General features: G+C 52.5%; 28 protein-coding genes. 15 read left to right on the top strand and 13 right to left on the bottom strand.

Translation table 11 applies throughout. The features are described 5' to 3' along the window. Positions 1-11: 11 nt before the first annotated feature. The 3 genes from PPL9_RS03800 to PPL9_RS03790 form a co-directional block, all read right to left on the bottom strand. Complete coding sequence (locus PPL9_RS03800) at positions 12-1073, bottom strand: FAD-dependent oxidoreductase (RefSeq protein ID WP_057461406.1); 1062 nt, start codon at positions 1071-1073, stop codon at positions 12-14. Between the two features lie 376 nt (positions 1074-1449). Then, on the bottom strand, positions 1450-2382 hold the full coding sequence (locus tag PPL9_RS03795) for a cyclic nucleotide-binding domain-containing protein (protein WP_057461405.1): 933 nt from the start codon (positions 2380-2382) through the stop codon (positions 1450-1452). Beyond that, positions 2367-3284, bottom strand: a complete 918-nt coding sequence (locus PPL9_RS03790; protein WP_057461404.1) for a class I SAM-dependent methyltransferase — start codon at positions 3282-3284, stop codon at positions 2367-2369. The genes PPL9_RS03795 and PPL9_RS03790 overlap by 16 nt, the downstream gene beginning before the upstream one ends. A gap of 849 nt (positions 3285-4133) precedes the next feature. Between PPL9_RS03790 and PPL9_RS03785 the strand changes: the two genes are divergently transcribed. The 4 genes from PPL9_RS03785 to PPL9_RS03770 all read left to right on the top strand — a co-directional run bounded on the left by PPL9_RS03785 (position 4134) and on the right by PPL9_RS03770 (position 9634). Further along, the gene (locus PPL9_RS03785) at positions 4134-4691 is read left to right on the top strand and encodes an XRE family transcriptional regulator (RefSeq protein WP_057461403.1); all 558 of its coding nucleotides are present in this window, start codon (positions 4134-4136) and stop codon (positions 4689-4691) included. A 105-nt stretch (positions 4692-4796) separates the two neighbouring features. Then, a complete protein-coding gene (locus PPL9_RS03780; protein WP_057461402.1) occupies positions 4797-7280 on the top strand; it encodes an FAD-dependent oxidoreductase in 2484 nt (827 codons plus the stop codon). 305 nt (positions 7281-7585) lie between these two features. Further along, positions 7586-8380: a FadR/GntR family transcriptional regulator gene (locus PPL9_RS03775; protein WP_057461401.1), complete on the top strand. Its 795-nt coding sequence runs from the start codon at positions 7586-7588 to the stop codon at positions 8378-8380. A gap of 42 nt (positions 8381-8422) precedes the next feature. Continuing rightward, positions 8423-9634, top strand: a complete 1212-nt coding sequence (locus PPL9_RS03770) for a mandelate racemase/muconate lactonizing enzyme family protein (protein ID WP_057461400.1) — start codon at positions 8423-8425, stop codon at positions 9632-9634. A 93-nt stretch (positions 9635-9727) separates the two neighbouring features. On the opposite strand, the gene PPL9_RS03765 is transcribed toward PPL9_RS03770, so the two are convergent. From PPL9_RS03765 to PPL9_RS03755, 3 genes are all read right to left on the bottom strand, one after another. Then, positions 9728-9958: a tautomerase family protein gene (locus PPL9_RS03765; RefSeq protein WP_057461399.1), complete on the bottom strand. Its 231-nt coding sequence runs from the start codon at positions 9956-9958 to the stop codon at positions 9728-9730. 50 nt (positions 9959-10008) lie between these two features. Then, positions 10009-10548: a pyridoxamine 5'-phosphate oxidase family protein gene (locus PPL9_RS03760; protein ID WP_057461398.1), complete on the bottom strand. Its 540-nt coding sequence runs from the start codon at positions 10546-10548 to the stop codon at positions 10009-10011. A 207-nt stretch (positions 10549-10755) separates the two neighbouring features. Beyond that, the gene (locus PPL9_RS03755; RefSeq protein ID WP_057461397.1) at positions 10756-11220 is read right to left on the bottom strand and encodes a DUF1348 family protein; all 465 of its coding nucleotides are present in this window, start codon (positions 11218-11220) and stop codon (positions 10756-10758) included. Between the two features lie 210 nt (positions 11221-11430). Between PPL9_RS03755 and PPL9_RS03750 the strand changes: the two genes are divergently transcribed. Then, positions 11431-11991: a TetR family transcriptional regulator gene (locus PPL9_RS03750; RefSeq protein ID WP_057461396.1), complete on the top strand. Its 561-nt coding sequence runs from the start codon at positions 11431-11433 to the stop codon at positions 11989-11991. A 220-nt stretch (positions 11992-12211) separates the two neighbouring features. After that, positions 12212-13003 (top strand): cyclase family protein, encoded by a 792-nt coding sequence (locus tag PPL9_RS03745; RefSeq protein ID WP_057461395.1) that lies wholly within the window; start codon positions 12212-12214, stop codon positions 13001-13003. 51 nt (positions 13004-13054) lie between these two features. Here PPL9_RS03745 and PPL9_RS03740 read toward each other — a convergent pair whose 3' ends face one another. Further along, positions 13055-13504: a VOC family protein gene (locus tag PPL9_RS03740; protein ID WP_057461394.1), complete on the bottom strand. Its 450-nt coding sequence runs from the start codon at positions 13502-13504 to the stop codon at positions 13055-13057. Positions 13505-13523: 19 nt separating this feature from the next. After that, positions 13524-14357 carry an alpha/beta hydrolase gene (locus tag PPL9_RS03735; protein WP_082596507.1) on the bottom strand — a complete coding sequence of 278 codons (834 nt, stop codon included), beginning with the start codon at positions 14355-14357 and terminating at the stop codon, positions 13524-13526. A gap of 143 nt (positions 14358-14500) precedes the next feature. Between PPL9_RS03735 and PPL9_RS03730 the strand changes: the two genes are divergently transcribed. From PPL9_RS03730 to PPL9_RS03720, 3 genes are all read left to right on the top strand, one after another. Next, complete coding sequence (locus PPL9_RS03730; RefSeq protein WP_057461393.1) at positions 14501-14815, top strand: metalloregulator ArsR/SmtB family transcription factor; 315 nt, start codon at positions 14501-14503, stop codon at positions 14813-14815. 134 nt (positions 14816-14949) lie between these two features. Further along, a complete protein-coding gene (locus tag PPL9_RS03725; protein WP_057461392.1) occupies positions 14950-16152 on the top strand; it encodes an MFS transporter in 1203 nt (400 codons plus the stop codon). Between the two features lie 158 nt (positions 16153-16310). Continuing rightward, the gene (locus tag PPL9_RS03720) at positions 16311-17375 is read left to right on the top strand and encodes a putative sulfate exporter family transporter (RefSeq protein ID WP_057461391.1); all 1065 of its coding nucleotides are present in this window, start codon (positions 16311-16313) and stop codon (positions 17373-17375) included. On the opposite strand, the gene PPL9_RS03715 is transcribed toward PPL9_RS03720, so the two are convergent. Then, positions 17359-17805 (bottom strand): hypothetical protein, encoded by a 447-nt coding sequence (locus tag PPL9_RS03715; protein WP_057461390.1) that lies wholly within the window; start codon positions 17803-17805, stop codon positions 17359-17361. The genes PPL9_RS03720 and PPL9_RS03715 overlap by 17 nt on opposite strands. A 260-nt stretch (positions 17806-18065) precedes the next feature. On the opposite strand from PPL9_RS03715, the gene PPL9_RS03705 reads away from it, so the two are divergent. From PPL9_RS03705 to PPL9_RS03685, 6 genes are all read left to right on the top strand, one after another. Further along, positions 18066-19175 (top strand): S-(hydroxymethyl)glutathione dehydrogenase/class III alcohol dehydrogenase, encoded by a 1110-nt coding sequence (locus tag PPL9_RS03705; protein WP_057461388.1) that lies wholly within the window; start codon positions 18066-18068, stop codon positions 19173-19175. Positions 19176-19304: 129 nt separating this feature from the next. Further along, a complete protein-coding gene (fghA, locus tag PPL9_RS03700) occupies positions 19305-20141 on the top strand; it encodes an S-formylglutathione hydrolase (RefSeq protein ID WP_057461387.1) in 837 nt (278 codons plus the stop codon). Positions 20142-20257: 116 nt separating this feature from the next. Beyond that, the gene (locus PPL9_RS03695; RefSeq protein ID WP_057461386.1) at positions 20258-20548 is read left to right on the top strand and encodes an SCP2 sterol-binding domain-containing protein; all 291 of its coding nucleotides are present in this window, start codon (positions 20258-20260) and stop codon (positions 20546-20548) included. Positions 20549-20817: 269 nt separating this feature from the next. Beyond that, entirely contained in the window at positions 20818-21672 is an 855-nt protein-coding gene (locus PPL9_RS03690; protein ID WP_057461385.1) for a methyltransferase domain-containing protein, read from the top strand. A 252-nt stretch (positions 21673-21924) separates the two neighbouring features. After that, positions 21925-22083, top strand: a complete 159-nt coding sequence (locus PPL9_RS32280; protein ID WP_161831198.1) for a hypothetical protein — start codon at positions 21925-21927, stop codon at positions 22081-22083. After that, positions 22084-22725, top strand: coding sequence for a LysE family translocator (locus PPL9_RS03685; protein ID WP_057461384.1), 642 nt, complete (start codon positions 22084-22086; stop codon positions 22723-22725). It begins immediately after the preceding gene. A gap of 32 nt (positions 22726-22757) precedes the next feature. On the opposite strand, the gene PPL9_RS03680 is transcribed toward PPL9_RS03685, so the two are convergent. The 4 genes from PPL9_RS03680 to PPL9_RS03665 form a co-directional block, all read right to left on the bottom strand. After that, on the bottom strand, positions 22758-23792 hold the full coding sequence (locus PPL9_RS03680) for an agmatine deiminase family protein (protein ID WP_057461383.1): 1035 nt from the start codon (positions 23790-23792) through the stop codon (positions 22758-22760). Between the two features lie 148 nt (positions 23793-23940). Then, positions 23941-25650: a Cache 3/Cache 2 fusion domain-containing protein gene (locus tag PPL9_RS03675; RefSeq protein ID WP_057461382.1), complete on the bottom strand. Its 1710-nt coding sequence runs from the start codon at positions 25648-25650 to the stop codon at positions 23941-23943. A 282-nt stretch (positions 25651-25932) separates the two neighbouring features. Then, positions 25933-26439 (bottom strand): SRPBCC domain-containing protein, encoded by a 507-nt coding sequence (locus PPL9_RS03670; protein ID WP_057461381.1) that lies wholly within the window; start codon positions 26437-26439, stop codon positions 25933-25935. Between the two features lie 13 nt (positions 26440-26452). Continuing rightward, on the bottom strand, positions 26453-26806 hold the full coding sequence (locus tag PPL9_RS03665; RefSeq protein WP_057461380.1) for a metalloregulator ArsR/SmtB family transcription factor: 354 nt from the start codon (positions 26804-26806) through the stop codon (positions 26453-26455). Positions 26807-26952 lie beyond the last annotated feature (146 nt).

Raw genomic sequence — 26952 nt, 5'->3', positions numbered from 1 at the left:
CCTTTAGCCCTCTAAAGCACAGAGGCAGGTAGAGTTTGCTCGCAGATCTGGGTGCAGATGCGTTCGGCGATAAGGGGGGCGAGGATGACGCCGGGGTGGCTGCCTGCCACGAAAGCGTTGGTGAAACCGTTGATGGGGCGGGCGAGTGGTTCGGTTGATCGGGTTGCCGGGCGTTGGCCAACCTGAATGGAAAGCAGCTCCACACGGCCCGCATTGACAAACGTGTCTCTGACCGCCTGCACCGTCGTCTCCCCGATGTATTCCAGCTCTGCCGGATCATCAGTCCTTGGCGGGTTTTCAGCCAGTGCAAAGTTGCCAGTGCCAAGGCTACGTATCTCCACATCCGGCGTTTGTAGTACGGGACGGAAGTCCGGTACTTCTGCGCTGACTTCTATGTAGGTGCAGGGCGAGGTATAAAGATCGTGCTCTGGCTCAAACGGGGCGATCAACGCGCCATTTCCGCCGCCGGAGGCAAGCACGGTGAAGTCGCTGGCCTGCAGCCCCTCTCCCATCATGACCCCCTTGCAGGTGTGATCAGATGCATCCAGCCCGCTGACTGTGCTGTTCAAAACCACCTTGCCGCCAAGGCGTTCAAAGGCGTTGACCAGTTTGCCGATGACTTTGGGTGGATACCAGCTGACATCTTCTTCTGAATGGGCTGCAAACTCCGGCGGGTTTGTGAGCGCGGGCAAATGCTCCTGAAACTCTTGCCTGCTCATCACGCGTGTTCGGGTGCCTGCCTGCCGTTGACGGTCAATCACGGCTTGCGTTTCTTCCGGAGTTGTGCGCCAAACAATGGCGCCGCCTTCCGCATCAAACAGCGTGCCGTCAAATTCAGCGTTCAAAGCTTTGTAACGCTGCATGCCATCGGTCAGTAACGGGAACAGATCGGGATGCTTAATCGGATCATTTGCGATATGGCAGATCCAGCCGAAGGAAACACGTGAGACATCTCCGCCCACACAGTGGTTTGCATCAAACAGGGTGACTTTGAAACCTTGACGCGCGAGTTTATACGCAATCATGGCTCCGGTAATTCCGGCCCCGATCACGTTAACGCTTAAATTCTGCATAGATGCCTCAGTTCAAAGAAAAAGATACCGGCCAGCGACAAACATCGCTGAGCAGCTGAAGAATTCAAAGGAATGGCTATGCGCAGACCCTAACGAACCCTCTTGCACGGTGGAACCGGCATCCTGAAAAATAAGAGGGTAGTGATATATTTGTCGCGACTAATATAGTCTGCGGGATAATTTCGATAACCAGTTGATGCGGTGAGATAAACAAGGCCTTTAATTTATCGAAAGATATTTTGGGGGAAGCGGAGCATGTTGAGCAGGGATTCGGAACCGGGCCAAGGGTCCTGTCTGAGGCTAAGACGATGCTGGGAAACTAACTTCTGAGCGAATAAGTCTAAAGCGATAGTCCTAAAGTCGCTCAAAGTGCACTCTAGGAGACATTTGCAACAGAGCCCGATCCCAACAACACGGTTTTCATCCTGTGAGCATAGCTGTTTAGCATTTGCAGCGTGTGATCCGGATCAGTCCGCAAATGATTTAGGAAGGCATCTTTCGGCAGCACCATCGTTTGTAGATGAGATCTTGCGATCACATCGACAGACTGAGTATCATCGGTCAAAAGGGCTAAGTCGCCAAGAACCTCACCTTCACCCAAGACGGCCAGAACAGCACCGGACTCGGCATGGCGCACTTCTGCTTCGCCTTCAATAATCACAAAAGCTGAGTTTCCCTTTACACCAGCCTGCAACACAGTTTCGCCGGCGTTGAACAGCATGTACTCGTAGGATTGCAGGAAATTATAAAGTTGGGTGCGTTTCGCAAATGTTAGAAAACTGTCTGCCAAGTCTCTCATATCCAGCATCATAGGGATGAAATTTCCCCCCAAGTGCGGATCATACCGCAAGTCGCCAACAGGTTTGAAACCGACGCGACCTAAAAGTTTGCCGATAGCCGGGTTCGTTGGCGCGATGACATGCGTAATGTCGTTTGAAACGGCGAAATAAGCCGACAACGAAATCAGGTGAAGTGCAATACCTAGCGAGCGCTGCGCTTCACGAACACAGAACATGCCCACACTCATCATATTGACGTTCTCTTTTGGCAGATGCTGACGAAAATCGTAATAGTCATCCGCTGGCACACCCGCAGAGGAATCGACGTTAATCCTTAGCGCACCAACAATCCTGTCGTCTCGTGTCGCCAATATGTTTCGCGTTGTCGATAACGTGTCGAACCTGTCAACAACCCTCTGGTCCGTGGTTGGTTGAAACAATTTTTCTTGCAAACAGAACACGTCATACCGCAACTTCAGAATGCTATCGATCTGTACTGGATCCGTTGCGATGTTCAACCGGATTGACATGATGCCTCGATCTCAACGCGAGTGCTGTTAACTTGTGCCTGGGCCAAGCATTCCCCACGATGCAACATTGTTGGCGTGGTGTTGGGGAGATAACGATCCTTCAGCTTGGGCCCCTCGGCCACATCAAGCAAAACATATCCTTGCTCGTTGATGAAACCGGCTAAATCCGTGCGCCGAATGGTCCAACTCACTGGTTCACCTTTCATTCGCAAATAGAGGCGCAACAAAGGGCCGCAATTGTTCTCGGGATCGGAGAAAGGGGTAACACTGCTGAATACGATCCGCGTCTTTTGGCCCAGTTCCCTGAGTCCTGAAAAGAGTGCTTTCACATCTGTTACCGGCAAGTACATGAGCACACCTTCACAGATGAAAACAGCAGGTTTGGCGGCGTCATAGGACTCATGAGAAAGTAACGCTTCCTTAGCGCTGGTCTTTTTGAAATCCACTTCGATCAGATGAAGGTTGTCTGCCACTTGGCCATCTAAAGCCATTTGCTTATGAGCACTGGTCGCCGGATGATCCAATTCAAAAAAAGTAACCTCGGGAAACTGCGAATGCAGTTCATAGGCAAGCGTATCGAAACCTGCGCCAAGGATTGCGACCGTGCTGTAGCCCTCGGAGAGTGCATTTTCGACAGCGTCGCGTATGTACTTCTTACGTAACCCGTAATGAGTTGAAATACCGGGTAATGTCAGCCTTTCCATAAATGGAACGAGTGCACGAAACCAACGACTGTTGAGCTGCTTCAGTCGTTTTCTGCCTTCGTCAGAGCCGTCCAAGATGGTTTTGCCTGCTTTAAGAGCCTTTGCAGTGACAAGATGTCGATACTCTGGTTTTTCTGCAATCAACAACAAGCCTTGCAACACTGTGTAAGCGGTTGAACTTGCAACTCTGTCTTTCATTCTTGCTCCATAAACTTGCGCCTTGATTGACTAAGCACGCGGTCAAATCAGGGAACCCTGAGCAGGTATTTCTCAAGTAGGGTTGTCATTTGGCGATTGTTATCGACGTTGCCACAGGTCTTAAGTGTCCAGATTGGGTCGGCGCGTTGTTTTGGTCTAAGCGCAATTGCCCGCAGCTTGCGATTTCTAGCGGTGCGTGGGATTGCAGAGGCTCTGCCCCGGTGAAGGCCGAAACGCGATCAGAACTGCAGAGCAAGGTTCGCCTTAAGCCCCTAATCGGTGAAGTTGGATCCGAAACAGCCATTGCAGTTCAGGCCGAAGGCCGCATCCGCCCTAATGACCGATTGCCGAGCCGAGATCGATCCAGTATTGGGCACGCAGTCCGAGGGGGGGCGAAGATGTCGTCTAGATCCTGTCCGTTGGCCGTCAGCTTCAGAATGCCGTCAATGAAACTGGGGTAATCATAGCCGTCGAAAATACCAAAGCAGGTAGGATCGCTGATCCTAAGCAGATGCGATATGAATTATGGCTCACGATTAAATCCCCCTCAATCGCGATGGAAGCTACTTTATCGACGATGTTGCCACAACAATCATTGTTTTAGACACTTATAGCAAAAAGCTATAGGTGCTTCGGAACCGGCATCCTGAAAAGTAAAAGGGTAGTGATATATTCACCGCGACTAATACAGGTGGTGAGTGTTATTTTCTAACTGTTTGATGCAGCTATGAAAATATGTGCTTGTAGCGTTTCTGGCCACCATGTTCTCTGATCTTTCGTGAAATATATCTTGATAATTTCACGGCGATTGGTGAAAATATCGGGAAATATTTCACGGAATCGCGATGCATGACCATTACAAGTACATTGGGGGAAGATCTGAAGGCGCTTCGCATCGCGCGCGGTATGAAGCTGGAAGATCTGGCAAAACAACTGGGCCGCTCAGTGGGATGGCTCTCTCAGGTAGAGCGGGATAAATCCACCCCGCGCCATACAGACCTGAAGCACTTTGCCGAGGTGTTCGGCGTCCAGCTCTCCCTGTTTTTCGGCAATGCAGAGGCGCCGGAAAATGAGAGAGGCCGCCTGGTGCGCGATGGCAACCGCCGCGTGATTGGGGAGCGGGATAAGGGCCTGCTTGAAACACTGGTGTCACCAGACCTGACCGACAGCTTTGAGATGATCCACTCCACCTTTCAACCTGGCTCTCACCGCAGCGCTGCGATTACACGCCCGACGCAAGAGGTGGCCTACATGGTCTCGGGCAAGCTGGATGTGTGGATTGGGGAAGAGATGTTCACGGTGGAGGCAGGCGACAGTTTCCGCATCAAGGAGGCGTCTTACCGCTGGTCCAATCCATATGCTGAACCTGCCATTGCGATTTGGGTGATCTCACCGCCGGTTTATTAGGGCACCCGCTCACAGAAATGTTTGCTGACAAGAATGATACCCGTCTCACAGAGAAAAGCGGGAGAGGACTACATGACGAACGAATAGATTTTGGAGGAGGTGCGCATGTCTATCCCAACCACCGCGCGGGTTGTCATTATTAGCGGCGGCGTTGTCGGCGTTTCCACGCTATACCATCTGGCAAAGCTGGGCTGGAACGACTGCGTACTTCTGGAAAAGAATGAGCTGACGGCAGGCTCCACATGGCATGCGGCAGGCAACTGCCCCAACTTTGCCACCAGCTATGCGGTAATGAACATGCAGCGCTACGGTTTGGAGCTGTATCGCTGGCTGGCTGATGAGGTGGACTATCCCATCAACTATCATGTCACCGGCGCGGTCCGACTGGCCCACAGCCACAACCGGATGATGGAGTTTGAGCATGTGGCAGCCATGGCTGAGCACATGGGCCTGACCATGGATATGTGCACGCCTGACCAGCTGCAACAGCACTTCCCCTTTATGGAAACGCACGATCTGGAGGGCGGTCTTTGGGATCCGCTGGACGGCGATATCGATCCGGCGCAGGTGACACAGGCGCTGGCAAAAGGCGCGCGGAAGCTGGGCGGCCGCATCCTGCGGTTTACACCAGCCACAGGCGTGCGCCGTGAAGGCAGGGAATGGATTGTCTGTACTAAGACAGGTGAAATCCGCTGCGAATATGTGGTGAATGCAGCTGGCTACTATGCTGCGCGCGTTGGCGAATGGTTTGAGCCGTATGGTGGGCGTGCTGTGCCTTCCGTTACCATGAGCCATCAGTATTTCATGACTGAGGCTGTTCCAGAGGTGGAGGCATGGACCAAGGCACAGGGCCGCAAGCTGCCCATGCTGCGTGATCCTGATATCTCCTATTATCTGCGGCAGGAAACGGGCGGGTTCAACCTGGGCCCCTATGAGCGAGCCTGCCGGACGGCATGGACGTCATCAGATGACCCGATGCCGGATGACTTCAGTTTCCAGCTTTATCCGGATGATCTGGAGCGGCTTGAGTTTTACATTGAAGATGCCATGGCCCGCGTGCCCTTGCTCGGAACGCAAGGCGTGAAGCGCAACATCAACGGGCCTATTCCCTACGCACCTGATGGCCTGCCCATGATTGGCCCCATGCCCGGGGTGCCCAACGCGTTTGAGGCGCACTCCTTCACCTTTGGCATTGCGCAGGGCGGCGGCGCTGGCAAGGTGGCTGCAGAGTGGATTGTACACGGCCAGACCGAGTGGGACATGTGGGCCGTTGATCCAAGACGTTACACCGATTACACAGACAAGCAGTACTGTATCGATAAGGCGAAGGAAGTCTACGGTCACGAATACGCCATGCACTTTCCCCATCACGAATGGCCAGCTGGTCGGGACCGCAAGCTCTCCCCCAACCACACCAGACTGCTGGAACTGGGTGGACAGATGGGAGCTTACAATGGCTGGGAACGGGCCAATTGGTTTGCGCAAACGGGCGACGATATCTCTCACGAGGCCACGCAAACATGGACCCGCTCCGGCCCATGGGAACAGCGGGTGAGTGAGGAGTGTGAGGCCGTGCGTGACTATGTTGGCGTGCTGGACCTCCCCGGCTTCTCGCGGTTCAAACTCTCGGGCACAGGCGCCGCTGATTGGCTGCGAGGACAGATCGCGGGAGGTCTCCCCAAAGTTGGCCGCATGACCCTTGGCTACTTCCCCGATGATCGTGGCCGTGTCCTAACGGAAATGTCGATCCTGCGCCATGGTGCAGACGAGTTCACGCTGATCACCGCCGCGTTGGCCCAGTGGCATGACTTTGAGCTGCTGAAAGCCCGCCTGCCAGAGGAATTGGGTCTGGAAGACCAGACAACGGATACAACAACACTGATCGTCACCGGCCCAAAGGCCCGTCAGCTGCTTGCTCCTATGCTCAAAGCAGACCTTTCTCTCAGTTGGCTGAGCCTGCAACAAGCCACCATGCTTAGTAAGGCTGTGATGTTGGTGCGCGTCTCTTTTGCAGGTGAGCTGGGCTGGGAAATCCATGCGAGCAATGAGGATATGCCGGAGATTTATCAAGCGGTCCTTGCAGCTGGTGCCAAACCGTTTGGCATGTACGCGCTCAATGCCTTGCGGTTGGAGAAAGGCTATCGCGGCTGGAAGGGAGACCTTTCGACCGACTACACCTTGCTGGAGGCTGGTCTGGACCGATTTGTGAAGCTTGATAAGCCGCAGAGCTTCCCCGGCAAAGCCGCACTGCTGAAAGAACAGGCAGAAGGTGCGAAGCGCCGCTTCGTGACGATGATCGTGGAGGCGGGCGAGTATGACGCTCCTTATATGTCCACCATTTGGGATGGGGATCGCATGGTGGGGGAAGTCACCTCCGGTGGCTGGGGCTACCGCGTCAATGCTTCCATCGCGCTTGGTGTCGTGCAGGCTGATCTGGCAAAACCGGGAACTGAGCTGACCATCAAAATCTACGGCAAGCCCTACAAGGCAATTGTACAGCCGGATGAGCCACTTTGGGACCCGGAGAATGAGCGCCTCAAAGATCAAAGCATGCCTGAGAGTGTCGTTTTGGAAGGGCACATGATGTAACCCCGTTCTTCTGACATGATTTGCGGCATCCATATCTCTCCTGCTCCAAACGACTGAAGCAGAAAAATATGGGTGCCGTAATAGTTGGGTGTGCGATCTATACTTATAATTTGCCAAGCTCATGTATTGATTAATCTCTATTTGCATTCGTGTGTACTTCGTGTCGTGACATAATATAGCTTTGCGTGATGAGTTGCGCGCGGTATTTGCATGTTGACATCTAAGTAGTCAGTCATATTTAATTGTATGTCAGACATGGATAGGGTCGTCTTATCTTTCTGCTCTTTTGATGAGGCTGACGCGCGATGGTATCGACATACACTCAGGATCTGCGAGATCAGATCACCGAGGAACTGGCTCGGCAGTTGTTCTCTGCTGAGCTCAAGCCCGGCGACTTTCTGCCCAAGGAACTTGAGCTCACGGACCAGTTTGGTGTGAGCCGCGCCACCATGCGCAGCGCTCTGGCAACCTTCACCAATCACGGCATCATTGAGCGCATTTCCGGCTTTGGCACACGGGTCAAAGACTATCAGGAATGGAACATCCTTTCCCCGCAAGTGGCCACGTGGATCGCGCAGTATGGTGGCAACACATTGATCTTTGCCCGGGAGATTTTCCGGTTCCGCACGTCTGTTGAACCGTTCATCGCCATGGAGGCCGCGCGCCGGGCCACCGCTAAGGACCTTATGAAGATAGAAGCAGCGTGGAACGGCATGTATGCGGCCATGCAAAAGGATGACCTGACCTATCGCGGCAAGCACTTCCAGCAATATGACATTCAGTTTCACGAGGCGATCTATCAGGCAACTCATAATCTGGTCTGGGTGCAGATTGGGCGCAGCACCATGCCAGCGGTGTTTGTCCTGATCAAGAAAACCACGGAAGCTGCCAGCGAACTCAGTGACAGTCTGGAACGCCACCGCCACCTTCTGGAAGCCATTCGTCTGCGGGATGCGGAGGCAGCTCGAAAAGCGTCTGTCCGCATCATTGACCGCGCGGCCTATGATCTTGATCTGGATGAACTGAACGAAGAGATCCGCGAGAACTCATTGGCCAACGTTGTGATGCAAAACGAGCGTGACCGCCTCGCCTCTGACTGAGCTGTCATCCCCTCTCCCCAACTCCTTTCTCCGAGACACAACATGAAAATCACCGGCATTGAAACCATCAATCTCAAAGAATTTCGCAATGTAACCTGGGTGCGCGTGCATACGGATGCGGGTAGCTTTGGTCTGGGCGAAACCTTTTATGGCTCAGATGCGGTTTGCGGGTTCATCCACGAAACACTGGGTCAGGAACTGATTGGCCGTGACCCAACCCAGATTGATGCCATCTCCCGCCTGCTGCTCAACCCCATCTGCGGTTTCAACTCCACGGGAGCTGAAATGCGGGCCGCCTCCGCCATTGATATCGCCCTGTGGGACCTTGCGGGCAAGACACTGGGCGTACCCGTGCATCAGCTACTGGGTGGCAGAAGCCGCGACAAGATCCGCGCTTACAACACCTGTGCAGGCTATGAGTATGTGAAGGACAAGCAGGTCAACACCACAGAAGACTGGAGCACGGGCTCTGTCTCTAATGGCCCCTATGAGGACCTGGAGGCTTTCCTCTCCGATGCCGGCACTCTGGCAAAGAGTCTGCTGGATATGGGCTTTCGCGGCATGAAGATCTGGCCGTTTGATCAGTTCGCGGTCAAAACCAACGGCACCTACATCTCGCCGGAAGATCTGGAGGCCGGTCTGCGCCCGTTCAAGCAAATTCGTGAGGCTGTTGGGGATGCAATGGACATCCATGTGGAGCTGCACAGCGTGTGGAACCTGCCTATGGCCGAAAAGATTGCTCGTGCGCTGAAGCCTTACAACGTGTTCTGGCTGGAAGACCCGATCAAGATGACCAACGTGGATGCACTGGCAGAATACGCCCGCCGTGCTGAGACTTGGGTCACCGCCAGCGAGAACCTTGCCACACGCTGGTCTTTCCGCGAGCTGTTTGAAAAGCGTGCAACAGATGTCTGCATGCTGGATATCGGTTGGTGCGGCGGCCTGACAGAAGCCAAGAAGATCGCCACCATGGCAGAAACCTACGAGTTGCCCGTCGCGCCACACGACTGCACCGGGCCAGGGCTTTTGACCGCAGCTGTGCACCTGTCCATCAACCTGCCCAATGCGCTGGTTCAGGAGATGGTGCGGGCATTCTACTTCGGCTGGTACAGCGAGTTGATGGAAGGTCTACCAGTATTCGAAAATGGCTACCTGCTTGCCCCAACCGCACCGGGCCTTGGCATCTCGCTCTCCCCAAAGGTCTTAGAGCGCAGCGACGCAACAATCCGAATGACGGGCTCAAAGAACAGTTAGATTGCGCCTGTCACTACTATGAGCGCCCGCTGGATATGAGCTTTATCCTGCGGGCTTTCACCCGTTGTGCTTATTACACGCTGGTCTGTGAGCTTACTCGTTGACTTCCTGAAGTGGTTTCTCACCCACTGCAATCTCAGGCATAGTATCTGTCAGCAGTTTTCCAGCCACTGCAATATTATCATATGAATGTTCCTCAAGATGAATCACGAGGTGGTCTCTGGCTAAACCTGTTGTGGTGCAAAATGCTTCGGTTAAAGCTGCGACACAGGCAGCTTTCTTTTCGCGGCTAAGACGAGGGGAATAAACAACAATATGAGGCATGGCTTGTACTCCTTAAAATCAAGGCACTTTGAAGTATAAGGCAGCCGATTTTAAAGTGCTACAGAAGCACGCTTGGGAATATGTCTTGGGCAATCCCACTCAAGTGCTTTTGTTTTAATAGTAATCGCGCGCTCAGGATCGGCCTTATAGTTTGCAGGCATGAGATCCATCACAAACTCCCGGTCTTCCTCCAAGGAAGTTATCTGCGCCTCGCCCCAGATTTTCAGCCTCTGCTGTGTTTCATAGTCCACCAGTATGAGAGACACGCGGGCGTTTTGAGAGATGTTTCCAGCACTGAGATATTGCCGGTTGCCGCGATAGTCGGCATACGCAAAATGCTGGTCATCCAGCACCTTCAAAAAACCTCTTGGCCCGCCTTTAAACTGCACATACGGCCAACCAGTCTGTGAGAGTGTTGAGAGGTAGAACCCGTCCATACGGCTGATGAATGCGGCGTGGTCTGGTTCAATTTGATGACCCGTCAACTCCTCCCCTTCCAGAAATGTAGCGTAGGCTTCTTTGGTGCCATAGCGGTCCTGAAAAGATTGAGCAGCAGGCGTAAAGGCAATCTGGGCAAAGGCTTTGGGCATGAAAACTCCCGAGAGGTCTAATGAATATCTCTGAATATGGGAGCTGGAACAGAAAATGCGACGGTCCTTTGGGTAGAAGGAGCCGTCGCATTGCTCTGGGGGGAGCGGGAGGAACTGGGATAGGTCCGCAGTGTTCTGAAATGGCCAAGTCGATGGGGCCGTGCTTGGCACTTGAAGCGGATGGACGCATTCCTCCGGTGGAGCTCGTTATAAGTTCATTTCGGACAGACCCGGGTGGTGATCCGGGCAGCGGCCAAAGGGCCAGGCAAACAGGCGTTCGTTTTCGTTGATCTCCGTATCGGTGATGCAGGTGATCCGTTTTTTCATCAAACCTTTGGTGTCAAATTCCCAGTTCTCGTTGCCGCAGGAGCGGAACCACTTGTTGTGTATGGTGCGCCATTCGCTGACAATGCGAATTGAGAAACGGTTTTGGTTATAACTCCAAAGCTCTTTGATGTGGCGATAGTGGAGCTGGGTTTTCCATTTGGCGGAAAGGAACCCCATAATCTGTGGCCGGCCTTCGATCGTCTGGTTCCGGTCATGCCACATGCAATCGCGAGACAGGTTTCGGATAACAATTGTCGGGCAGCGTGAGTTCCACGCATCCTCCGCAGCTCTTACCTTTGCGAGTGCCGCATCTTCCGTCAGGGGGCGCATAGATAAGTTGAGCATATTGTTACCTCTTATTGTTTACTGATCGGTACAGTTGCTGATTGCCAAGGTGTACCGATCTGTTCATTTGGTCAATTCACCAAATCGCGAGGTGTGTGATGCCCGTCACGAGACTTAGCAAAGCCCTTTGATTTTGCGGCTAAAGTGAATTCCCTTGTTCGGCCATATTTTTTTCGTTATATGTACTGATCAGTAAACCCAGAGGTTGGTATGCGCAAAAATAAACGAGATGAACTCGTACAACAGGCGATGGAAACCTTCTACAGAAACGGATTTCACGCAACGGGCATGGATATGCTGGTGGCAGAATCCGGCATCTCCAAAACCTCCATGTACAAGCATTTCAAAAGCAAGGATGAACTGATCCTTGCTGCGCTGAAGCTGCGTGAGGAGCAGTTTCACAACTGGTCTGCACAACGGGTTGCTGAGCTGGCGAGCGAACCCAGAGATCAACTGCTTGCGCTGTTTGATGTGCTGGATGAGTGGTTCAAGGAAGACACCTTCAAGAGCTGCATGTTCATCAAAGCCAGCTCGGAATATCCGGAACCTGACCACCCTATTCACCAGCAAACCGTTGAACAGCGAAATGCCATGTATGAGGGTGTGTTGACTCTGGTTGAAGCGGCTGCTCTGAAAAATCCGGAAGCGTTGGCGCGGCAACTGCTTATGCTACAGGAAGGCGCGATCATTACCGCGCATTTTGGCAACAGCAAAGACCCGGCAGGCGAAGCTAAAATCGCAGCCAAAGCGTTGATTGACGCTGCTTCCTGACAGTTACGCCTCGCAAAATATAATAGCCTCCTCCCAGTATGCGAAAGACGGTTTGAGTACTTTGCGATCCCATGCGCGTGGCTGCACATCTGCAAGACTTACTCTGCGGAAAATATTTGCGTATACATATGAATGTGTTTAGCGTGGTCCCTGGGAAGTCTTACGGGACGGTTGGTTTCTCATATTAAAAACGTCCACTTTCTGGGAGGGAGAAAGAGGGATGCTGACCAAAAGCATATTGGAAGACCTTGGCACAAAACTGATTACCGGAGACGTGGAGGTGATTGATCTTTCTGGTCGATTAGGGCCAGAAACTCCCATTTTACAACTGCCGCCTGACTTTGCCAAAAACACGCCGAAAGTGGAGATTCATAAGATATCCGAGTATGATGCGGACGGACCGTTCTTTGCGTGGAACTGGATGAAACTGGGTGAACACTCCGGTACTCACTTTGATGCCCCGCATCACTGGATCACCGGAAAAGACTATGCATATGGATATACTGACACCATCTCACCGCAAAATTTTGTTGCACCTGTCAACGTGATTGATTGCTCCGCCGAGACTGCTGCAAACCCGGATTTCCTGCTGACGGCTGACCGTGTGAAGGAGTGGGAAGCTGAGCATGGATCGATCAATGCTGGTGAATGGGTTGTCATGCGCAGCGATTGGTATCATCGCAATACTGATGAAGCGAAGTTTCTCAATGTAGATGAGAATGGACCGCATTCACCGGGGCCAACCGTTGATTGCATTGAGTATATCCTCTCCAAAGGCATTCTCGGCTGGGGTAATGAGTGTATTGGCACGGATGCGGGATGTGCTGGAGGGATGGAACCACCCTATCCTGCGCACAACTTGCTGCACGCTGCCAACCGCTACGGCCTCGCCAGCCTCGCTAATCTGGACAAGCTACCCCCGAAAGGCGCCATCCTGATCGCCGCTCCACTCAAGATCGCCGATGGAACCGGCAGTCCCATCCGTGCACTCGCACTGGTTTCTGCGAGCTAGCGAAATACTATGAAACGCGCTGATTGGCGGTGGTTTGAAGGCCGCTGCCGATCAGTTTTCATCATGAGAAAAAGGCTGTTCCAGCTCGAGAATATTGCCTTCGAGGTCTCGTAGGTAGATGATTAGGTGTGGTTTGTCGGGTGTGCCGAAATCTGTAATCTCGCCCAACTGGCTCCCACCAGCTGCGATGGTTTCAGCGCGAGTTGAGTGGATGTCTGGCACCTGAAACGAAAGATGACCGAAGCCGGGTTCGTTTACTTGTGGTGAGTCCCGATCCAGCATGACCTTATGCTGATGAAGTTCCAGAAAAGGCGTGTCACACTCTGGAAACTTCAGCCATATCGAGAGAATTTCGGAGTTTGGCAACCCATTGCCGCAGGAGACTTTCTTCCCAGATAACACCTTTGGAGGCCGCAGGTACGCGCAGTTGAAGACCCGTTGGTAAAACGCGGCAAGCGCCTTTGCGTCCTTTGCGACAAGGTTGATGTGCGTCAGTTTCATATCGCAATTACCGTAGTTGTTACACCATGCGTGTGACGGCGTTGATCACATAGTGCGGCTTGTCTTTCATCACGTTATGTCCGCTGCCTTTGGCGAACAGGCTGCTGCGGTTTGGGGAGGCGGCGACGAAGTCTGCATGGGCCTTGCGCATTTGGCTGACGATCCTCTCGTCCTGTACCCATGACGTTTCTGCGAGGATGTCGATGACAGGCAGATGCTCAGGAATGCTCACCGTGCGCATGCGTTTCACTGTGGTTGGGTAGGCTTTCACTACGGGAATGATTGCTTTTGCCAGTTCAGGAGCTGCTTTTTTGAGTGCCTCGAAGCGTGGTGTGTACTCTGCAAGGACGTAATCGACCAGCTGCTGGCTCATATCCGTCGGGATGCCTGCATCTACAAAAACAAGGCCTTTCACCTGGGCCATATCTTCGGCCAGTAGGCTTGCGATATAGCCACCATAGGAGTGGGCAACGAGGATGACAGGGCCGCTTACACCGTGTGCCGTCAATGCTGCTTGCAAATCTTCAGCTTCGCCTTCAACGGTGTACGGCCCTTCCCATAACGGGCTATTGCCTAAACCGGCGCGATCATAGACCACGGTTTGAACACCCACCTTGCGCAAATGCGGTTCAATGCCTTTCCAAACCGAAGCATCATTTCCATTCCCACTGATGAAGATGATGGTTGGGCTGCCCTCCCCTTTTGCTTCCAGCCATAACGGAGCCGACAAAGCTGCGGTTGAAAAGAGCGCTGCGAGGAAAGCGCAGCAGATGTAAGAGAGTATCTGGCGGAGTATCAGCACAACAGCAACTTTCTTGAAACTAAAAATCTTAGAGCAATACGGCCATAACATCGCATTTTCCGGGTTGTTTCAATGGTGTTGTGAAGGCTTGAGATGAGGAGAGTGCATGTCCCTCTCCAACGCGGAACCTTGAATATAGTTGATAAGCTATATTGTGATGTTGCTATATAGCTTATCAACTATATGTTATTTACATGAGCTTGATTGAAATCCTTAAAACTCTCGCCAATGAGAACAGGTTGACCATTCTGGAGTGGCTTCAGGACCCTGAGGCGCATTTTCCGCCGCAAAAGCATGGAGATCTGATTGAGCATGGGGTTTGTCTGGGAGCAATCGCTCGAAAACTCGGCATTTCTCAGCCCACAGCAACCAACCATATGAAGGTGCTGGTGAATGCCGGTCTTGTGACGCTCACGCGCAACAGCAACTGGGTGTATTTCCGCGTAAACAAGGAGATTGTTTCTCTTTTTCTGGATGATCTTCAAACCAAGATCGCCCCACAAAAATAACTCGCCGGCGCAACCTGCAAGCTGATCCTCTTAGGCTGATGACCTTCTCCCACCTCCCCTGATCTTCAGCGGATTGCTCTTGTGCCACGAGCCCTACTATTCGTTTCCTCATCCAATTATGACTGGAATACAGAGTGAAAAGCTCCGTTTTTGTGTTCTTTGGCTCCATGTTTGGTTCTCGTTTAGGAGACCAACTGCTGCTTTTCGTCGTTCCACTTGTTGTCTTCCAAACCACTGGCAGTGTGTCGCTTTCCGGCCTTGCCTTTGCTGCTGAAACGCTGCCGCGCATTCTGTGCTTTCCCGTCTGCGGAATTCTGGCAGACCGTTTTTCTCCCGTCACATTGATCCGCATTTCTCAGGCAGGCCGCTCACTGGTCTGTGCCCTTGGCCTTGTTGGCCAATATTTTATGCCCCATGTGGGCTGGATTGTTGCCATTGCGGCCCTTTCAGGCGTGCTCACGACACAAGGGTTCATGGCTCGCGAAGTGATGCTGCCGCAAATCTTCAAAGACGTGACCTTCACCAAAGTGCAGTCCTACGCGCAGAGTGTTGACCAGATTTGTATCGTGTTGGGGCCGGTTATTGCCGCGGCTCTGTTCAACGTGTTCGGCTGGGAAATTGTCGTGGTCATGTCAGGCGCACTGTTTGTCAGTGCCGATGCACTCATGTCCATCTGGCGCCGTCTCAGTGACGTGGAGTTGAAAGAGGCCAAGCCGTTGGACGGGCATTGGACCAAGCCATTCCGCATTGCGCTCAACCATCTGTTTTACCTGCCGGGGTTGAAGCGCATTGTGGCGCTCACAGCTCTGGTCAATCTGGTTTTCGGTGTCACACTGGCAACCTCTGCCAGTATGGTCACTGGTCTTTATGAGCAGTCCGAGGAGTTCTACGCGCTGCTGCAATCCGTTGGGGCGATTGTCACCTTTGCGGTTTTGCTGGTTACAGGTGCGAGCCGTCTGAAGCTGACTCATATCGGCATCATCTCATACAGCGGGTTGGTTGTTGGCGGTGTGATCACCGGGTTCACGAGCAACTACTGGATTCACCTGTTGGGGTACTGTGTGATCCTTGGCTTTGACAGCATGTTTAACGTCTACATCCGCAGTGCACGGCAGAAGATCATTCCGCCGGAAGATTACGGTAAGACGGTTGGTGTGATCATCCTGTTCAACAACTTCACTTTGCCACTCTCCGGCTTGTTTGTTGGTCTGGTGACTTCCGTTGAATATACAGGATGGCTCGTGCTTGCCCTCACAGCATTTATTGCGTGTACGGGATTGGCACTCAGCCTCGTTGGCGGTGTTGCGCAGCCCGCAGAGGCCAGCGAGACACAATAGACCCGAGCCACATAATCGCGCCACACCCCTGAATTGCCATGGGGTGTGGCGGTTTCTTTGGCTGGCGTAACAACTTCACCATGCAGCATCCTTATGGTGTCTGAAGTGCTTCTTAACTGAGGCACTGGGGACCAAAGGCACTTGCAAGGGTGAGTTTTATGCCAGCCGACTCCAGCCTGCCAGATCAACCGGAAAGCTCTGGCCCGTTCTTCTCCAAGTGGATGAAAGAGGGCCGTGAGATCATTCCCGGCCTTATCATTGCAACGGTGATCGCCATTGCTGCGCGTTATATCTCCGAGCATCAGGGCGGGCCGGTGATGCTTTACGCCCTGCTCATTGGTATGGCCGTGCATTCTATTTATGAGGATGGAAACTGTCAGGCAGGCCTGAGTTTTGCTGCTAAAAAGGTGCTGCGCCTGGGCGTGATCCTGCTTGGCCTGCGCGTCTCGTTTGCACAGATCCTTGCGCTCGGTTGGCAAACGCTGGCTTTGGTGATCCTCTCGGTGCTGGCCATGCTGTTTGTTGGCCTAATCGTGGCTCGGTTACTGGGTCGCTCCGCCAGTTTTGGATTGCTGACCGGAGGCGCTGTTGGCATTTGCGGAGCATCCGCAGCGCTGGCGATTTCCTCCGTATTGCCAAACTCCAAGGAAAACGAGCAAAACACGCTGTTCACGGTCATTGCTGTAACAGCCCTCTCAACCCTCGCGATGATCCTTTACCCCAGCATCGGACAGATGTTCGGCCTTACCGATGTACAGCTCGGCATCTTCTTTGGCGCGACCATTCATGATGTGGCGCAGGTGGTGGGTGCTGGGTTTGCGGTGTCAGACAGCGCAGGTGAAATCGGCACTGTGGTCAAGCTGATGCGGGTTATGATGTTGCTTCCGGTGATTTTCATCATCTCGGTGTGGTCCGCCAAGTGGTTGCACACCAAAAGCAACGCCACAACGACGGCTCTGGAAGCCAAAGCCCCCGTTCCTTACTTCGCCTTCGGGTTTGCGGCATTGGTCGTGGTGAACTCACTGGGCTGGATACCTGAGACACCGCGCCTGATCCTCGTGGATGCCTCCACCTGGTGCCTCGTCATCGCGATCTCGGCACTCGGCGTCATGACCACCTTGAAAACCCTCGTCAGCCTCGGCCATCAACACCTGTTTGTTATCGTAGCGGAAACACTACTGCTGCTTGGCGGTATCGTTCTGGCGATCAAGTATCTGCTTTAGAGCGTTTTGGAATGCGCTGCCAATAGACGAACGCGTAACCTATTGTGCAGGCAATACCCATGAAGATGAGGAAACCTTCGAGGATTGTAACTGACGGCGTTGCGATGACGGGCATGAGCAAAATGGCTGTGCTCGTGCCAGCCAAATAGCTGATTAGGGTGGCGCCAACGGGGAGTCTGAGCCGTGTTCTTCTGAGAATAAGATGAAAGACAATGGCAGCCGGTAGAGCGGGCCCTGCAATGAAAGGGATGATCGTTGCGAGCGGGATCCTGTCTTGCAGGATATACAAGATCACAAAGCCGACAGGAGGGAAGATGGCAAGCAGGTAGAAGGTGAGACAAGCCGTGATGCCTGCGAGCGTCAGCGCAAAAAGATAAACCGGATACCCGCGCGAAAACTCGAGAATCTTGCTCTTTGTCATGCCACTCATATTTTTCTCCTGAAGACAACAAAGCAATGATTGAATTGCGCAATGACGTCCACTCTGTGCACTCAAATATGTTGTTTGTTACTAACTTTAGTCTCTACGCAAAACTCCTGAATTCGCTGATGCAATTCGTGGTTCTGCGCGTTATAAGTTACTGGTGCAAGTTTAGGGGTGACACGCGGGAGGTGTGCGCCGCTTTAATCAATTTTGGGGAGGTCCCGCCACATCCGGCGGGTCTATAACAAGACGTATAGGTTCACAATATGGATACACGCGCCGCTGTTGCTTATAAAGCCGGAGCACCTCTTTCTATCGAGACAGTTCAGCTGGACGGCCCGAAGCCTTTTGAGGTTCTGGTTGAAATCATGGCAACAGGTATCTGTCACACAGACGCCTTCACCCTGTCCGGTGATGATCCGGAAGGTCTGTTCCCGGCCATCTTAGGCCACGAAGGCGCAGGCATTGTGCGCGAAGTGGGCAAAGGCGTTACCTCGCTGAAGCCGGGCGATCATGTGATCCCGCTTTACACACCGGAATGCCGCGAGTGTGAGTACTGCCTTAACCCGAAGACCAACCTGTGTCAGTCCATCCGCTCCACACAGGGTGCAGGCGTAATGCCAGACGGGTCCAGCCGCTTCTCCATCAATGGTGAAAAGATTCACCACTACATGGGCACCAGCACCTTCTCCAACTTCACTGTTCTGCCTGAGATTTCTCTGGCGAAGATCCGCAAGGACGCACCGTTTGATAAGGTTTGCTACATCGGTTGTGGTGTGACCACTGGCGTTGGCGCCGTGATCAACACAGCAAAGGCTGAGCCAGGCTGTAAGGCTATTGTGTTTGGTCTTGGTGGTATTGGTCTTAACGTTGTGCAGGGCCTGCGTCTGATCGGTGCTGACCAGATTGTTGGTGTTGACCTCAACCCAGGCAAAAAAGCACTTGCAGAACAGTACGGCATGACTGACTTCGTCAACCCGAAGGAAGTTGAAGGCGATCTGGTTCCTTACCTGGTTGACCTGACAGGCGGCGGTGCGGATTACACCTTTGAGTGTATTGGCCACCCAACCACCATGCGTCAGGCGCTTGAGTGCAGCCACAAAGGCTGGGGCGAAAGCATCATCATCGGTGTTGCTGGCGCAGGTCAGGAAATCTCCACCCGTCCATTCCAGCTGGTGACTGGTCGTTCCTGGAGAGGCACTGCTTTCGGCGGTGCGCGTGGTCGTACGGATGTGCCAAAGATCGTGGACTGGTACATGGATGGCAAGATCGACATTGACCACATGATCACCCACACCATGCCGTTGGATGAGATCAACACTGCGTTTGATCTGATGCATGAAGGCAAGTCCATCCGTTCGGTTGTGACGTTCTAAGCCATACTCTGGGTTTTCGTATTGATAAGGTCTAAGCGGACATCTGCTCTGCTTAGGCCTTCATTTTAATGCATATTCTTATCCGAAAACCGGAACCGCTTTTCGGAAGTACGCTGTGAGAGAGCTATTATGATTGAGCTGATCCAAAGCTGGCGCTGTTTTGATGGCGAGCAGCGCGTTTATCGCCACGATAGTAAAGCCACCGGTACGCCAATGGAATTTGCGGTGTTTCTACCGCGCCGTGCGCTGAATGGTGAAGAGTGTCCAACCCTGATGTTCCTCTCCGGTCTGACCTGTACCTGGGAAAACATGGTCTCCAAAGCTGGCAGCCAGCGTGCAGCAGCAGAGATGGGCATGATCATCGTTGCACCGGATACGTCTCCACGTGGTGACGATGTGGCGGATGATGATGGCTGGGACATGGGCAAAAGCGCGGGCTTTTACCTGAACGCCACGCAGGAGCCATGGGCCAAGCACTACCGCATGGAAGAGTATATCACGCAGGAGCTGCCGGAGATCTTGGAAGAACACTTCCCGGTCGATCTGAGCGCTCTGGGCCTGACGGGTCACTCCATGGGTGGTCATGGCGCGTTGACTCTTGCGTTGAAAAATCCGGGCCTGTTCAAAAGCGTGTCCGCGTTTGCACCGATTGTGAACCCAATTAACTGCCCATGGGGTGAGAAGGCTTTCTCTGGTTACCTCGGAGAAGATCGTTCCACATGGGCAAACTATGATGCTTGTGAGCTGGTCAAGTCTCGCGGCTGGAAAGGCCGCATCCTGATCGATCAGGGCTCAGCCGATGGGTTCTTGGAAGAACAGCTGAAGCCTTGGGTCTTTGAAAAGGCTTGCCGTGACGAAGGCGTTGACCTGACTCTGCGTATGCATGGTGGCTACGATCACAGCTACTATTGCATTGCATCCTTTATGCAAGACCATATTGCCTGGCACTATGACGAATTGGTTTAGCGGTTAACCTATACTAGACCATTGAGGCGCTTGTAGTTTGCAGGCAATAAGGTTAGGTAGCTGCAACAATTGGGAGGGTCCTGCCCTCCCTGAACAGAAAATAGCCAGAGGAACAGATGTCCGAATTCATCCAGAAGATCGTAACCGGGATCAACGGCAAACTTGATGGCGTCGATATGTCAAAATCGATTGCGCTCAACATCAAGGATGAGGGCTTCATCATCGTCGACGAGAACGGCGCGCGCGCAGAAGAAGCAGAGGCTGATTGCACAATCTCTTGCTCTGCGAAGACCTTCAAAGGCTTGGTGGATGGTTCCGTCAACCCGATGACAGCTGTGATGATGGGCAAGATCAAAATCGGCGGCGACAAGATGGTTGCCATGAGCCTTGGCAAAATCCTCGGCTAAGCAAATATAGCGTCAGTCCGCGGTACTGTGGACTGACGCCCCCGCCTCGACGCGAATACATTCCCGCCTTCTCAAGGCTCTTAGAGCCTCTTCAAATTCCATTTTGAAATTGCGATATGACCAAGTTTCCTCGTGAGATCAAGAGCATGAAACTTTAGCAGCCAATCGCGCACTGATTACAGTTTTCGAAAGATCAACTGGACTGTTCGGATAGGTAATTAAGTGTTTTATGTCTCACTGCGCTCTAATTAAACCAGAGAGCTGTAGTCATGAAGAATGGTATTGACGACGAAAATCAGTTTGATCCGGTTGCAGATATTCTTTCCAGTTTTTTTGAGCTCAACAACGCTTTAGACTTGGAAGCTGCAGGCAAATTTGATGAAGCAGCAGAGGCCTTTGAGCACATTCTGCGCAATGATCCAGATGATAGTGTTGGTGCTTCACTTCATCTGGCAGCCATTGGCAAAGGCAATGTACCCAGCTGCATGCCCGAGGCCCATGTGTTGATGCTGTTTGGCCAAATGTCTGAGACCTATGACAAAAGGCTGCTGGACGGCCTGAAGTACGCCCTCCCCGAAAAAGTTAAGGAGAGAATGACTGCGCTTGAGGTTGGACCTTTCAAGCGAATGCTGGACCTTGGTTGTGGAACAGGACTTTGCTGTGAGGTGCTCAAGGATCAGGTCACTCACAAAATCGGTTTAGACCTTTCTGCGGAGATGCTTGAGAAAGCAAGAGAGAAAGAGATTTATGATGTCTTGCATGAAGGCGAGATCACTCAGTTTCTGAAGCAAAGCCGCCATGAGCCCTGGGACCTTGTGATCTCGACAGATGTCATTCCATACAATGGGACTTTGGATGAGATGTTTTTAAATATCGCCCGAAACATGGCTCCCGGTGGTATTTTCCTCTTTTCAACGGAGACCCAGCCGGAAGAGGCGTTTGGCGGCCAGCCTTATCTCATGGGAAAGTACTGTCGCTATGCCCACTCGCAGGATTACCTTGAGAACTTGCTGAAGCAAAACAATCTCGAACTCCTTGATCGCACTGAAATGGTCCTACGTTTGGAACAAGGACATCCAATCGCCGGTCAGCTGGTGATTGCAAAGAAAAAAGACCCGGAATAGCCGTGAAAACTCTTTAGCTGTGAACAGTAGTGCGGAAACCAAAGAGTATTATTCAGGCAAGAGTAGATAAGGATACTCTAAGCCTCCCTTCCGCTATTCTATGAAGGCTTGAAAAATGACCGTCTCCAAGCCATGCTCGACGCAGGAGACGTGGATGCTGCTCAGATTTCGACATTACAAGATTTAGTCGATGAAGCCCTGATTATTGAGGGTGAACATGAATAGTGTCTTTCCATTTTAGGGGACGTGTTCATGGGCCATATTGTCAGGCTCCTGAAAAAGGAAGAAGGCCAAAAAGTTATTGATGACTACATCCATGAAGGTTTTAAAATTGGAGAGGCGATTCAAACAGGTGTGATCAGTCACGACAACACCGCGAACAATCGCCAGAATGTTATTGAAAGAATTTAAATGAGTGCAGACCAACTCATCCTGTATTGCATAGCTATTTTTTCTGTGTCGATCATCCCCGGCCCCAGCATGGCGCTTGCATTTGCTGAGGGCGCCCGGGGAGGCGTGAACGGTGTTGTTCCACCCGCACTGGGGAATGTCACCGCCTCTTTAGGGCAAGCGTTAATTGCCTTTTTCGCCTTCCGCTCCGTGGTGTCGCTGGAACCTCGGGTTCTGCTCACAGTGCAGGCGGTTGGAGCGCTGTATATCGCCTATATCGGCTACATCTTTATTCGCCACGGCAGGAGCTTTCGGTTGGATACTGCAGGACCGGAAAAACAGCTTTCCAAAGCGACAGAGGGATTTCAGACTGGATTTCTCATTGCCTTCTTCAACCCAAAAGCAATCCTGTTTTTTGTGGCGTTGTTTCCGCAGTTCGTTAACAGCGAAATTGTAGCAAGCGTTGGGGCGTTGAGCTCTGTTTTTCTGCCCATTGGGCTGATCGCTCTGATCTGCTTTTTAGCCTACGGCTTTCTGGGACAGATCTCGCTTCAGGTCTTTGATGAAAGCAAGGTGTTCAACTGGATTGTGCCAGGCTTGGGTGGTTTTTTGCTGCTAACAGCGACACTGGGCCTTCTGGATGCAATCAACCAGATTTTCTGAGTTCAGCAAAGCAGTGACCTGTGTTGGCTGACCTAATCTCTCAGAATTGCTTGTGCTGCTTTGCCTTTCAGCTGAAGGGTGAGGCAACGCACTGAGCCGCCCAACTTACACACTTTGTTGGCTGGCACCGGAATAACCGTCTTGCTGGTGTTGGCTTGGATGGTCTCCAGCACTTCATCGCTGTTCTGGTTGCCAAAATGCGGCATGTAGATGAATTTGCTGGTCATCGTCGCGTTGACGTTGACCCCGCAGGCGCTGGACAGATCATCTTCATCCCACATGGCGTCCACTTCAACAATCTTGATGCCTGGAAAAGATGCCTCCAGTTCCTTGGTGATCTCGGTCCTCATGGGGTCGTCGTAGCGGTTGAGGATGATGGTGTTGTCTTCCGCAAACATCACCATGCCATCGCTGTGAGCCATCACCTCTTCATCGGGAGGCAAAATCGCGACTTCCTTAGCGTTCAGCAGCTCCTTCAAAACCGCCTTGCCGTCTTCATAGGACAGGTCATTGTCTTCCAGAAAGCGCGTTGTGGTGATCACCCGGCATGCGTGGTTATCAACGATGTTGCCGCCATCCAACAGGTAGTCAGTTTGAGAAAATGTCAGCCCCTTCGCATTGGCAAAGGCATTGAAGCCGCCCTGCATTTCATCTGCGACCGCCTGATCCCCTTCAAAGGTGACAGGGGTATAGCGGAACTGAACTGGTTTGCCTGGGTTGATGACGGTGTAATCCCGCGCCCAAATATGCGGGAGATAGTCATTGATAAGAACCTCGTCCGGCACCTTGCCTTTAAAGTAAGACCGAGTCTGTGCATCCACAATGATCCGCACCTCGTCGTTGCCATAAACAGCATTTGCGTAGGCGATGTCGAAATCCACGATATCCTGAAACAGCGCTGCATACTCGGGATCATCGTAGGTATCAGCAATGGATGGCGCAGCAATGAGGATCAGGTCCTGATCAGACGCTAAGGCGGCTGTGAAATAACCGCTCGTCAGTGATAAGCTAACGCTCGCAAGCAACGTACAGGCCATTAGCTGGAGTTTCGATTTGAGGTTTTTCATGTGTGCTCCAGCTGGTCTGTCAGTGCCTCACTTGTAAAAACAGGTGAGTGAACGGGCGATGATCATTTCGTTTGAATGTAAAAGGCCCTGCATCACCAATGGAATGCAGGGCCTCTTCAAGTCATTACGCTCCTAAGAGGCATAGTGCTTAGGCTGCGCGAATATCATCCATAAAGGAGTTGATGGTTTTGCGCAGGAGCGCTGCGTTGGATGCAACTGCCTGCGATGCGTCAAGCACCTGAGAGGCAGCTTCCTGCGTTTCCGTCACTTTCACAGACACTTCGCTCACGTTGTGTGCTGCGCTGCGGGTGCCCTGCGCTGCCATCTGAACGTTCTCGCTGATCTCCATGGTCGCGGATCCCTGCTGTTCAACGGCATTGGCGATGGAGGTGGCGTGTTTGTTCACTTCGCTCATTGTGTCGCTGATGCCAACAATGGCTTCCACTGTCTCCTTGGAGGAGTTCTGGATGCCTGAGATCTGTGCTGAAATTTCCTCGGTTGCCTTGGAGGTCTGGGTCGCCAGCTCCTTCACCTCGGAGGCAACAACTGCAAAGCCTTTGCCCATCTCACCAGCACGTGCTGCTTCAATGGTTGCGTTGAGCGCCAGCAGGTTGGTCTGCTCTGCAATATCGCGGATGAGGTTGACGACTTCGCCGATCTTTTGCGCAGCACTGTCAAGTGCCTGAACCTTCTGGCTGCTTTCTTCTGCTCCACTGGTTGCGGCGCCCACCACACGGTTGGTCTCACCCAACTGGCGGCTGATCTCTTCAATGGAGGCGCTCAGCTCTTCAGCTGCGGTCGCAACCGTCTGCACATTGGCTGAGGCTTCTTCGGAGGCATCACGAGCGGAGTTGGAACGCAGAGCAGAATCCTCTGCAATGCCGGTCAGGCGGGTGGCGGTGTGTTCCATTTCCGCAGAACGCTGATCCACACTCTGCAGTGCTTGCGTGACTTCGGCACCAAACTGGCTCAACAGGTTCTCGATGCGGCTCTGACGTTCCTCGCGAGCACCGGATTCCTCATCGCTTTGCTCTTGCAGGCGAATACGCTCTACGTTGTTCTGGCGCAGAACTTCGATCGCTTGCGCCATCTCACCAATCTCATCAGAGCGGGTGGAATACGCAATCTTGATGTCCATCTTGTTCTCGGACAAATCACGCAGGGCCTTCGTCATCACAGGAATCGGCTTCAGCATGAATTTGAAGCCGAAGTAGGCCATCAGAACAAGAACAAGCCCCAGTCCAAGTGCGGCGTAGAGCAGGTTCCAGGTGACGTTATCAACCTGCGCTTCAATGTGGGATTTTTCAACGCCTACATAAAGAATACCAATCACGCGATTGTTGCTGTCAAAGATTGGCTGGTACAGGGTGTAATAGGCCATGCCGAGGATGTCGGCTTCACCGCGGAAGGTCTTGCCAGACTTGATAATTGGATAAACACTGCCAGTTTTGCCGAGTGGTGTATCGACGGCGCGTTCACCCTTCTTGTTTTTGATGTTGGTGGTTTTGCGCCAGTAATCCTGGGTTGCGTCATCCCACACAAAAACAGTTGCGGTCTCGCCAGTCAGATGCCCAATCTGGTCAACAAGATCGTTCCCTGAAAAGCTCAGAGGATCATTTGTGATGATTTTGGCAACATTAGAATTGTGATCCAGCTTCACGGTTGCTGATGGGAGTTCCTGCTGGAACTGTGCAGCCGCGATGCGAAGATTGATATTGTGACGTTTGTCCACCTCATCGCTCAGCGTACCCCAGAGTAACAGGTCTGCGGCCAGCACAAGAACACCGATTGTTACGACAATGGTAAATGAAACGGTTGAAGCTATTTTGGTGGTCAGGTTAATTCCGGAAAAGTGCATAAGTGCCCCGTTGCTATTCTTATTTTCCGCTGCGGGTATTTTCTGAGAATACCACTGTTAGTTTTAGGGGTATGGTGCACTTACTAATAACAAATTAAATTTTGAACTATTCCGCTCGGTAATATGCAAAAATATAATGAGAGCAAATACTTATATTATTTCCGATAGGGCACATTTCTGCGCATAAGCTGTTGCCTGAGGGGCAGAATGCGACAATCCGCGCAAGAAAAAACCCCGCCTCCAAGGGAGAGGTCGGGGCTGAGGAGAGGTCTCCACCACAACTTACGCCGTCAAACTTGCCTGAAGCTCGGCGAGCAGTTCTTCCAGTAGGCCCATACCGGCATTCCAGCCTTGGTTCATGCCGCCGATGGCTGCCTCGAAGCAGGCTATCTCGGCCTCTGTGGCGTCATGGGGAACCCATGTGAGGCGCATTTTGGTCTGGTCGCCGTCTTGCTCGAAGGTGACGGTGGTCAGCAAAACACGCGGCCAGTCCTGCATCATCGGGCTGGCAATCACATTCCAGTCAGCGTCAGACGTTGCGTGCAGCCATACCAGTTTTGAAGGTTTTGAGACCTCTGTATATTCAACGCGTTGGAAGTTGGAATTGTCTCCCCACTTCATCTCATGCAGCCAAAGGCCGCCTTGTTTGACATCCAGCTGGTGGACGATGCTTTCCACGTTGGGACCGTACCAGCGCGAAATAAGATCCGGCTCGGTCCATGTACGCCAAACCAGCTCGCGCGGGGCGTTAAAGGTGCGTTCCAGTACATAGGTTGGTAGTTCACTCATTCCAATTCCCTCCTCAACTCTCGGATTTCTTCAATTCCTCCAGAAGATCATCCAGCTGATCGAAGCTGGATGACCAGAACTTGCTAAACTCTTCCAGCCATTTTACCGCCTCACGCATGGGCTCAGCTTTGAGCCGTGCCGGGCGGCGTTGCTTGTCTATGGCGCGTTCAACCAACCCTGCCCGTTCCAGAACCTTCAGATGCTTTGAGACGGCAGGCTGGCTCATGCAAAATGGCTCAGCCAGCTCGTTGACCGATGCGTCTCCATTGGCGAGCCGGGTCAGGATTGCACGGCGCGTAGGATCGGCCAGTGCTGCAAACACGGCATCAAGGTTTTCTGGTTGGGGTGTCTGGTTCACCTGTTGCATAACCGTATGGTTATATAATAATTAAAATTGGTCAAGCCCAAAGTCTTGAGAGTGTGTCAGAGGAAAAGAAAACCCCGCCGTCCTGATGGAAAGCGGAGTTTCATATCTTGTGATAACGCAGGAGACTAGGCCAGCTCTTCACTGCG

Origin of the sequence: Pseudovibrio sp. POLY-S9 (genome assembly GCF_001431305.1) — a bacterium.
In the GTDB taxonomy this organism is placed as follows: domain Bacteria; phylum Pseudomonadota; class Alphaproteobacteria; order Rhizobiales; family Stappiaceae; genus Pseudovibrio.
The sequence above is the reverse complement of the archived record's forward strand: the minus strand, read 5'-3'. Positions and strand labels throughout refer to the sequence as shown.

Bases quoted from the DNA above. Each gene is read 5' to 3' on its own strand.
- PPL9_RS03800 (WP_057461406.1), bottom strand. From the start codon at position 1,073: ATGCAGAATTTAAGCGTTAACGTGATCGGGGCCGGAATTACCGGAGCC.
- PPL9_RS03795 (WP_057461405.1), bottom strand. From the start codon at position 2,382: ATGTCAATCCGGTTGAACATCGCAACGGATCCAGTACAGATCGATAGC.
- PPL9_RS03790 (WP_057461404.1), bottom strand. From the start codon at position 3,284: ATGAAAGACAGAGTTGCAAGTTCAACCGCTTACACAGTGTTGCAAGGC.
- PPL9_RS03785 (WP_057461403.1), top strand. From the start codon at position 4,134: ATGACCATTACAAGTACATTGGGGGAAGATCTGAAGGCGCTTCGCATC.
- PPL9_RS03780 (WP_057461402.1), top strand. From the start codon at position 4,797: ATGTCTATCCCAACCACCGCGCGGGTTGTCATTATTAGCGGCGGCGTT.
- PPL9_RS03775 (WP_057461401.1), top strand. From the start codon at position 7,586: ATGGTATCGACATACACTCAGGATCTGCGAGATCAGATCACCGAGGAA.
- PPL9_RS03770 (WP_057461400.1), top strand. From the start codon at position 8,423: ATGAAAATCACCGGCATTGAAACCATCAATCTCAAAGAATTTCGCAAT.
- PPL9_RS03765 (WP_057461399.1), bottom strand. From the start codon at position 9,958: ATGCCTCATATTGTTGTTTATTCCCCTCGTCTTAGCCGCGAAAAGAAA.
- PPL9_RS03760 (WP_057461398.1), bottom strand. From the start codon at position 10,548: ATGCCCAAAGCCTTTGCCCAGATTGCCTTTACGCCTGCTGCTCAATCT.
- PPL9_RS03755 (WP_057461397.1), bottom strand. From the start codon at position 11,220: ATGCTCAACTTATCTATGCGCCCCCTGACGGAAGATGCGGCACTCGCA.
- PPL9_RS03750 (WP_057461396.1), top strand. From the start codon at position 11,431: ATGCGCAAAAATAAACGAGATGAACTCGTACAACAGGCGATGGAAACC.
- PPL9_RS03745 (WP_057461395.1), top strand. From the start codon at position 12,212: ATGCTGACCAAAAGCATATTGGAAGACCTTGGCACAAAACTGATTACC.
- PPL9_RS03740 (WP_057461394.1), bottom strand. From the start codon at position 13,504: ATGAAACTGACGCACATCAACCTTGTCGCAAAGGACGCAAAGGCGCTT.
- PPL9_RS03735 (WP_082596507.1), bottom strand. From the start codon at position 14,357: ATGTTATGGCCGTATTGCTCTAAGATTTTTAGTTTCAAGAAAGTTGCT.
- PPL9_RS03730 (WP_057461393.1), top strand. From the start codon at position 14,501: ATGAGCTTGATTGAAATCCTTAAAACTCTCGCCAATGAGAACAGGTTG.
- PPL9_RS03720 (WP_057461391.1), top strand. From the start codon at position 16,311: ATGCCAGCCGACTCCAGCCTGCCAGATCAACCGGAAAGCTCTGGCCCG.
- PPL9_RS03715 (WP_057461390.1), bottom strand. From the start codon at position 17,805: ATGAGTGGCATGACAAAGAGCAAGATTCTCGAGTTTTCGCGCGGGTAT.
- PPL9_RS03705 (WP_057461388.1), top strand. From the start codon at position 18,066: ATGGATACACGCGCCGCTGTTGCTTATAAAGCCGGAGCACCTCTTTCT.
- fghA (WP_057461387.1), top strand. From the start codon at position 19,305: ATGATTGAGCTGATCCAAAGCTGGCGCTGTTTTGATGGCGAGCAGCGC.
- PPL9_RS03695 (WP_057461386.1), top strand. From the start codon at position 20,258: ATGTCCGAATTCATCCAGAAGATCGTAACCGGGATCAACGGCAAACTT.
- PPL9_RS03690 (WP_057461385.1), top strand. From the start codon at position 20,818: ATGAAGAATGGTATTGACGACGAAAATCAGTTTGATCCGGTTGCAGAT.
- PPL9_RS32280 (WP_161831198.1), top strand. From the start codon at position 21,925: ATGGGCCATATTGTCAGGCTCCTGAAAAAGGAAGAAGGCCAAAAAGTT.
- PPL9_RS03685 (WP_057461384.1), top strand. From the start codon at position 22,084: ATGAGTGCAGACCAACTCATCCTGTATTGCATAGCTATTTTTTCTGTG.
- PPL9_RS03680 (WP_057461383.1), bottom strand. From the start codon at position 23,792: ATGAAAAACCTCAAATCGAAACTCCAGCTAATGGCCTGTACGTTGCTT.
- PPL9_RS03675 (WP_057461382.1), bottom strand. From the start codon at position 25,650: ATGCACTTTTCCGGAATTAACCTGACCACCAAAATAGCTTCAACCGTT.
- PPL9_RS03670 (WP_057461381.1), bottom strand. From the start codon at position 26,439: ATGAGTGAACTACCAACCTATGTACTGGAACGCACCTTTAACGCCCCG.
- PPL9_RS03665 (WP_057461380.1), bottom strand. From the start codon at position 26,806: ATGCAACAGGTGAACCAGACACCCCAACCAGAAAACCTTGATGCCGTG.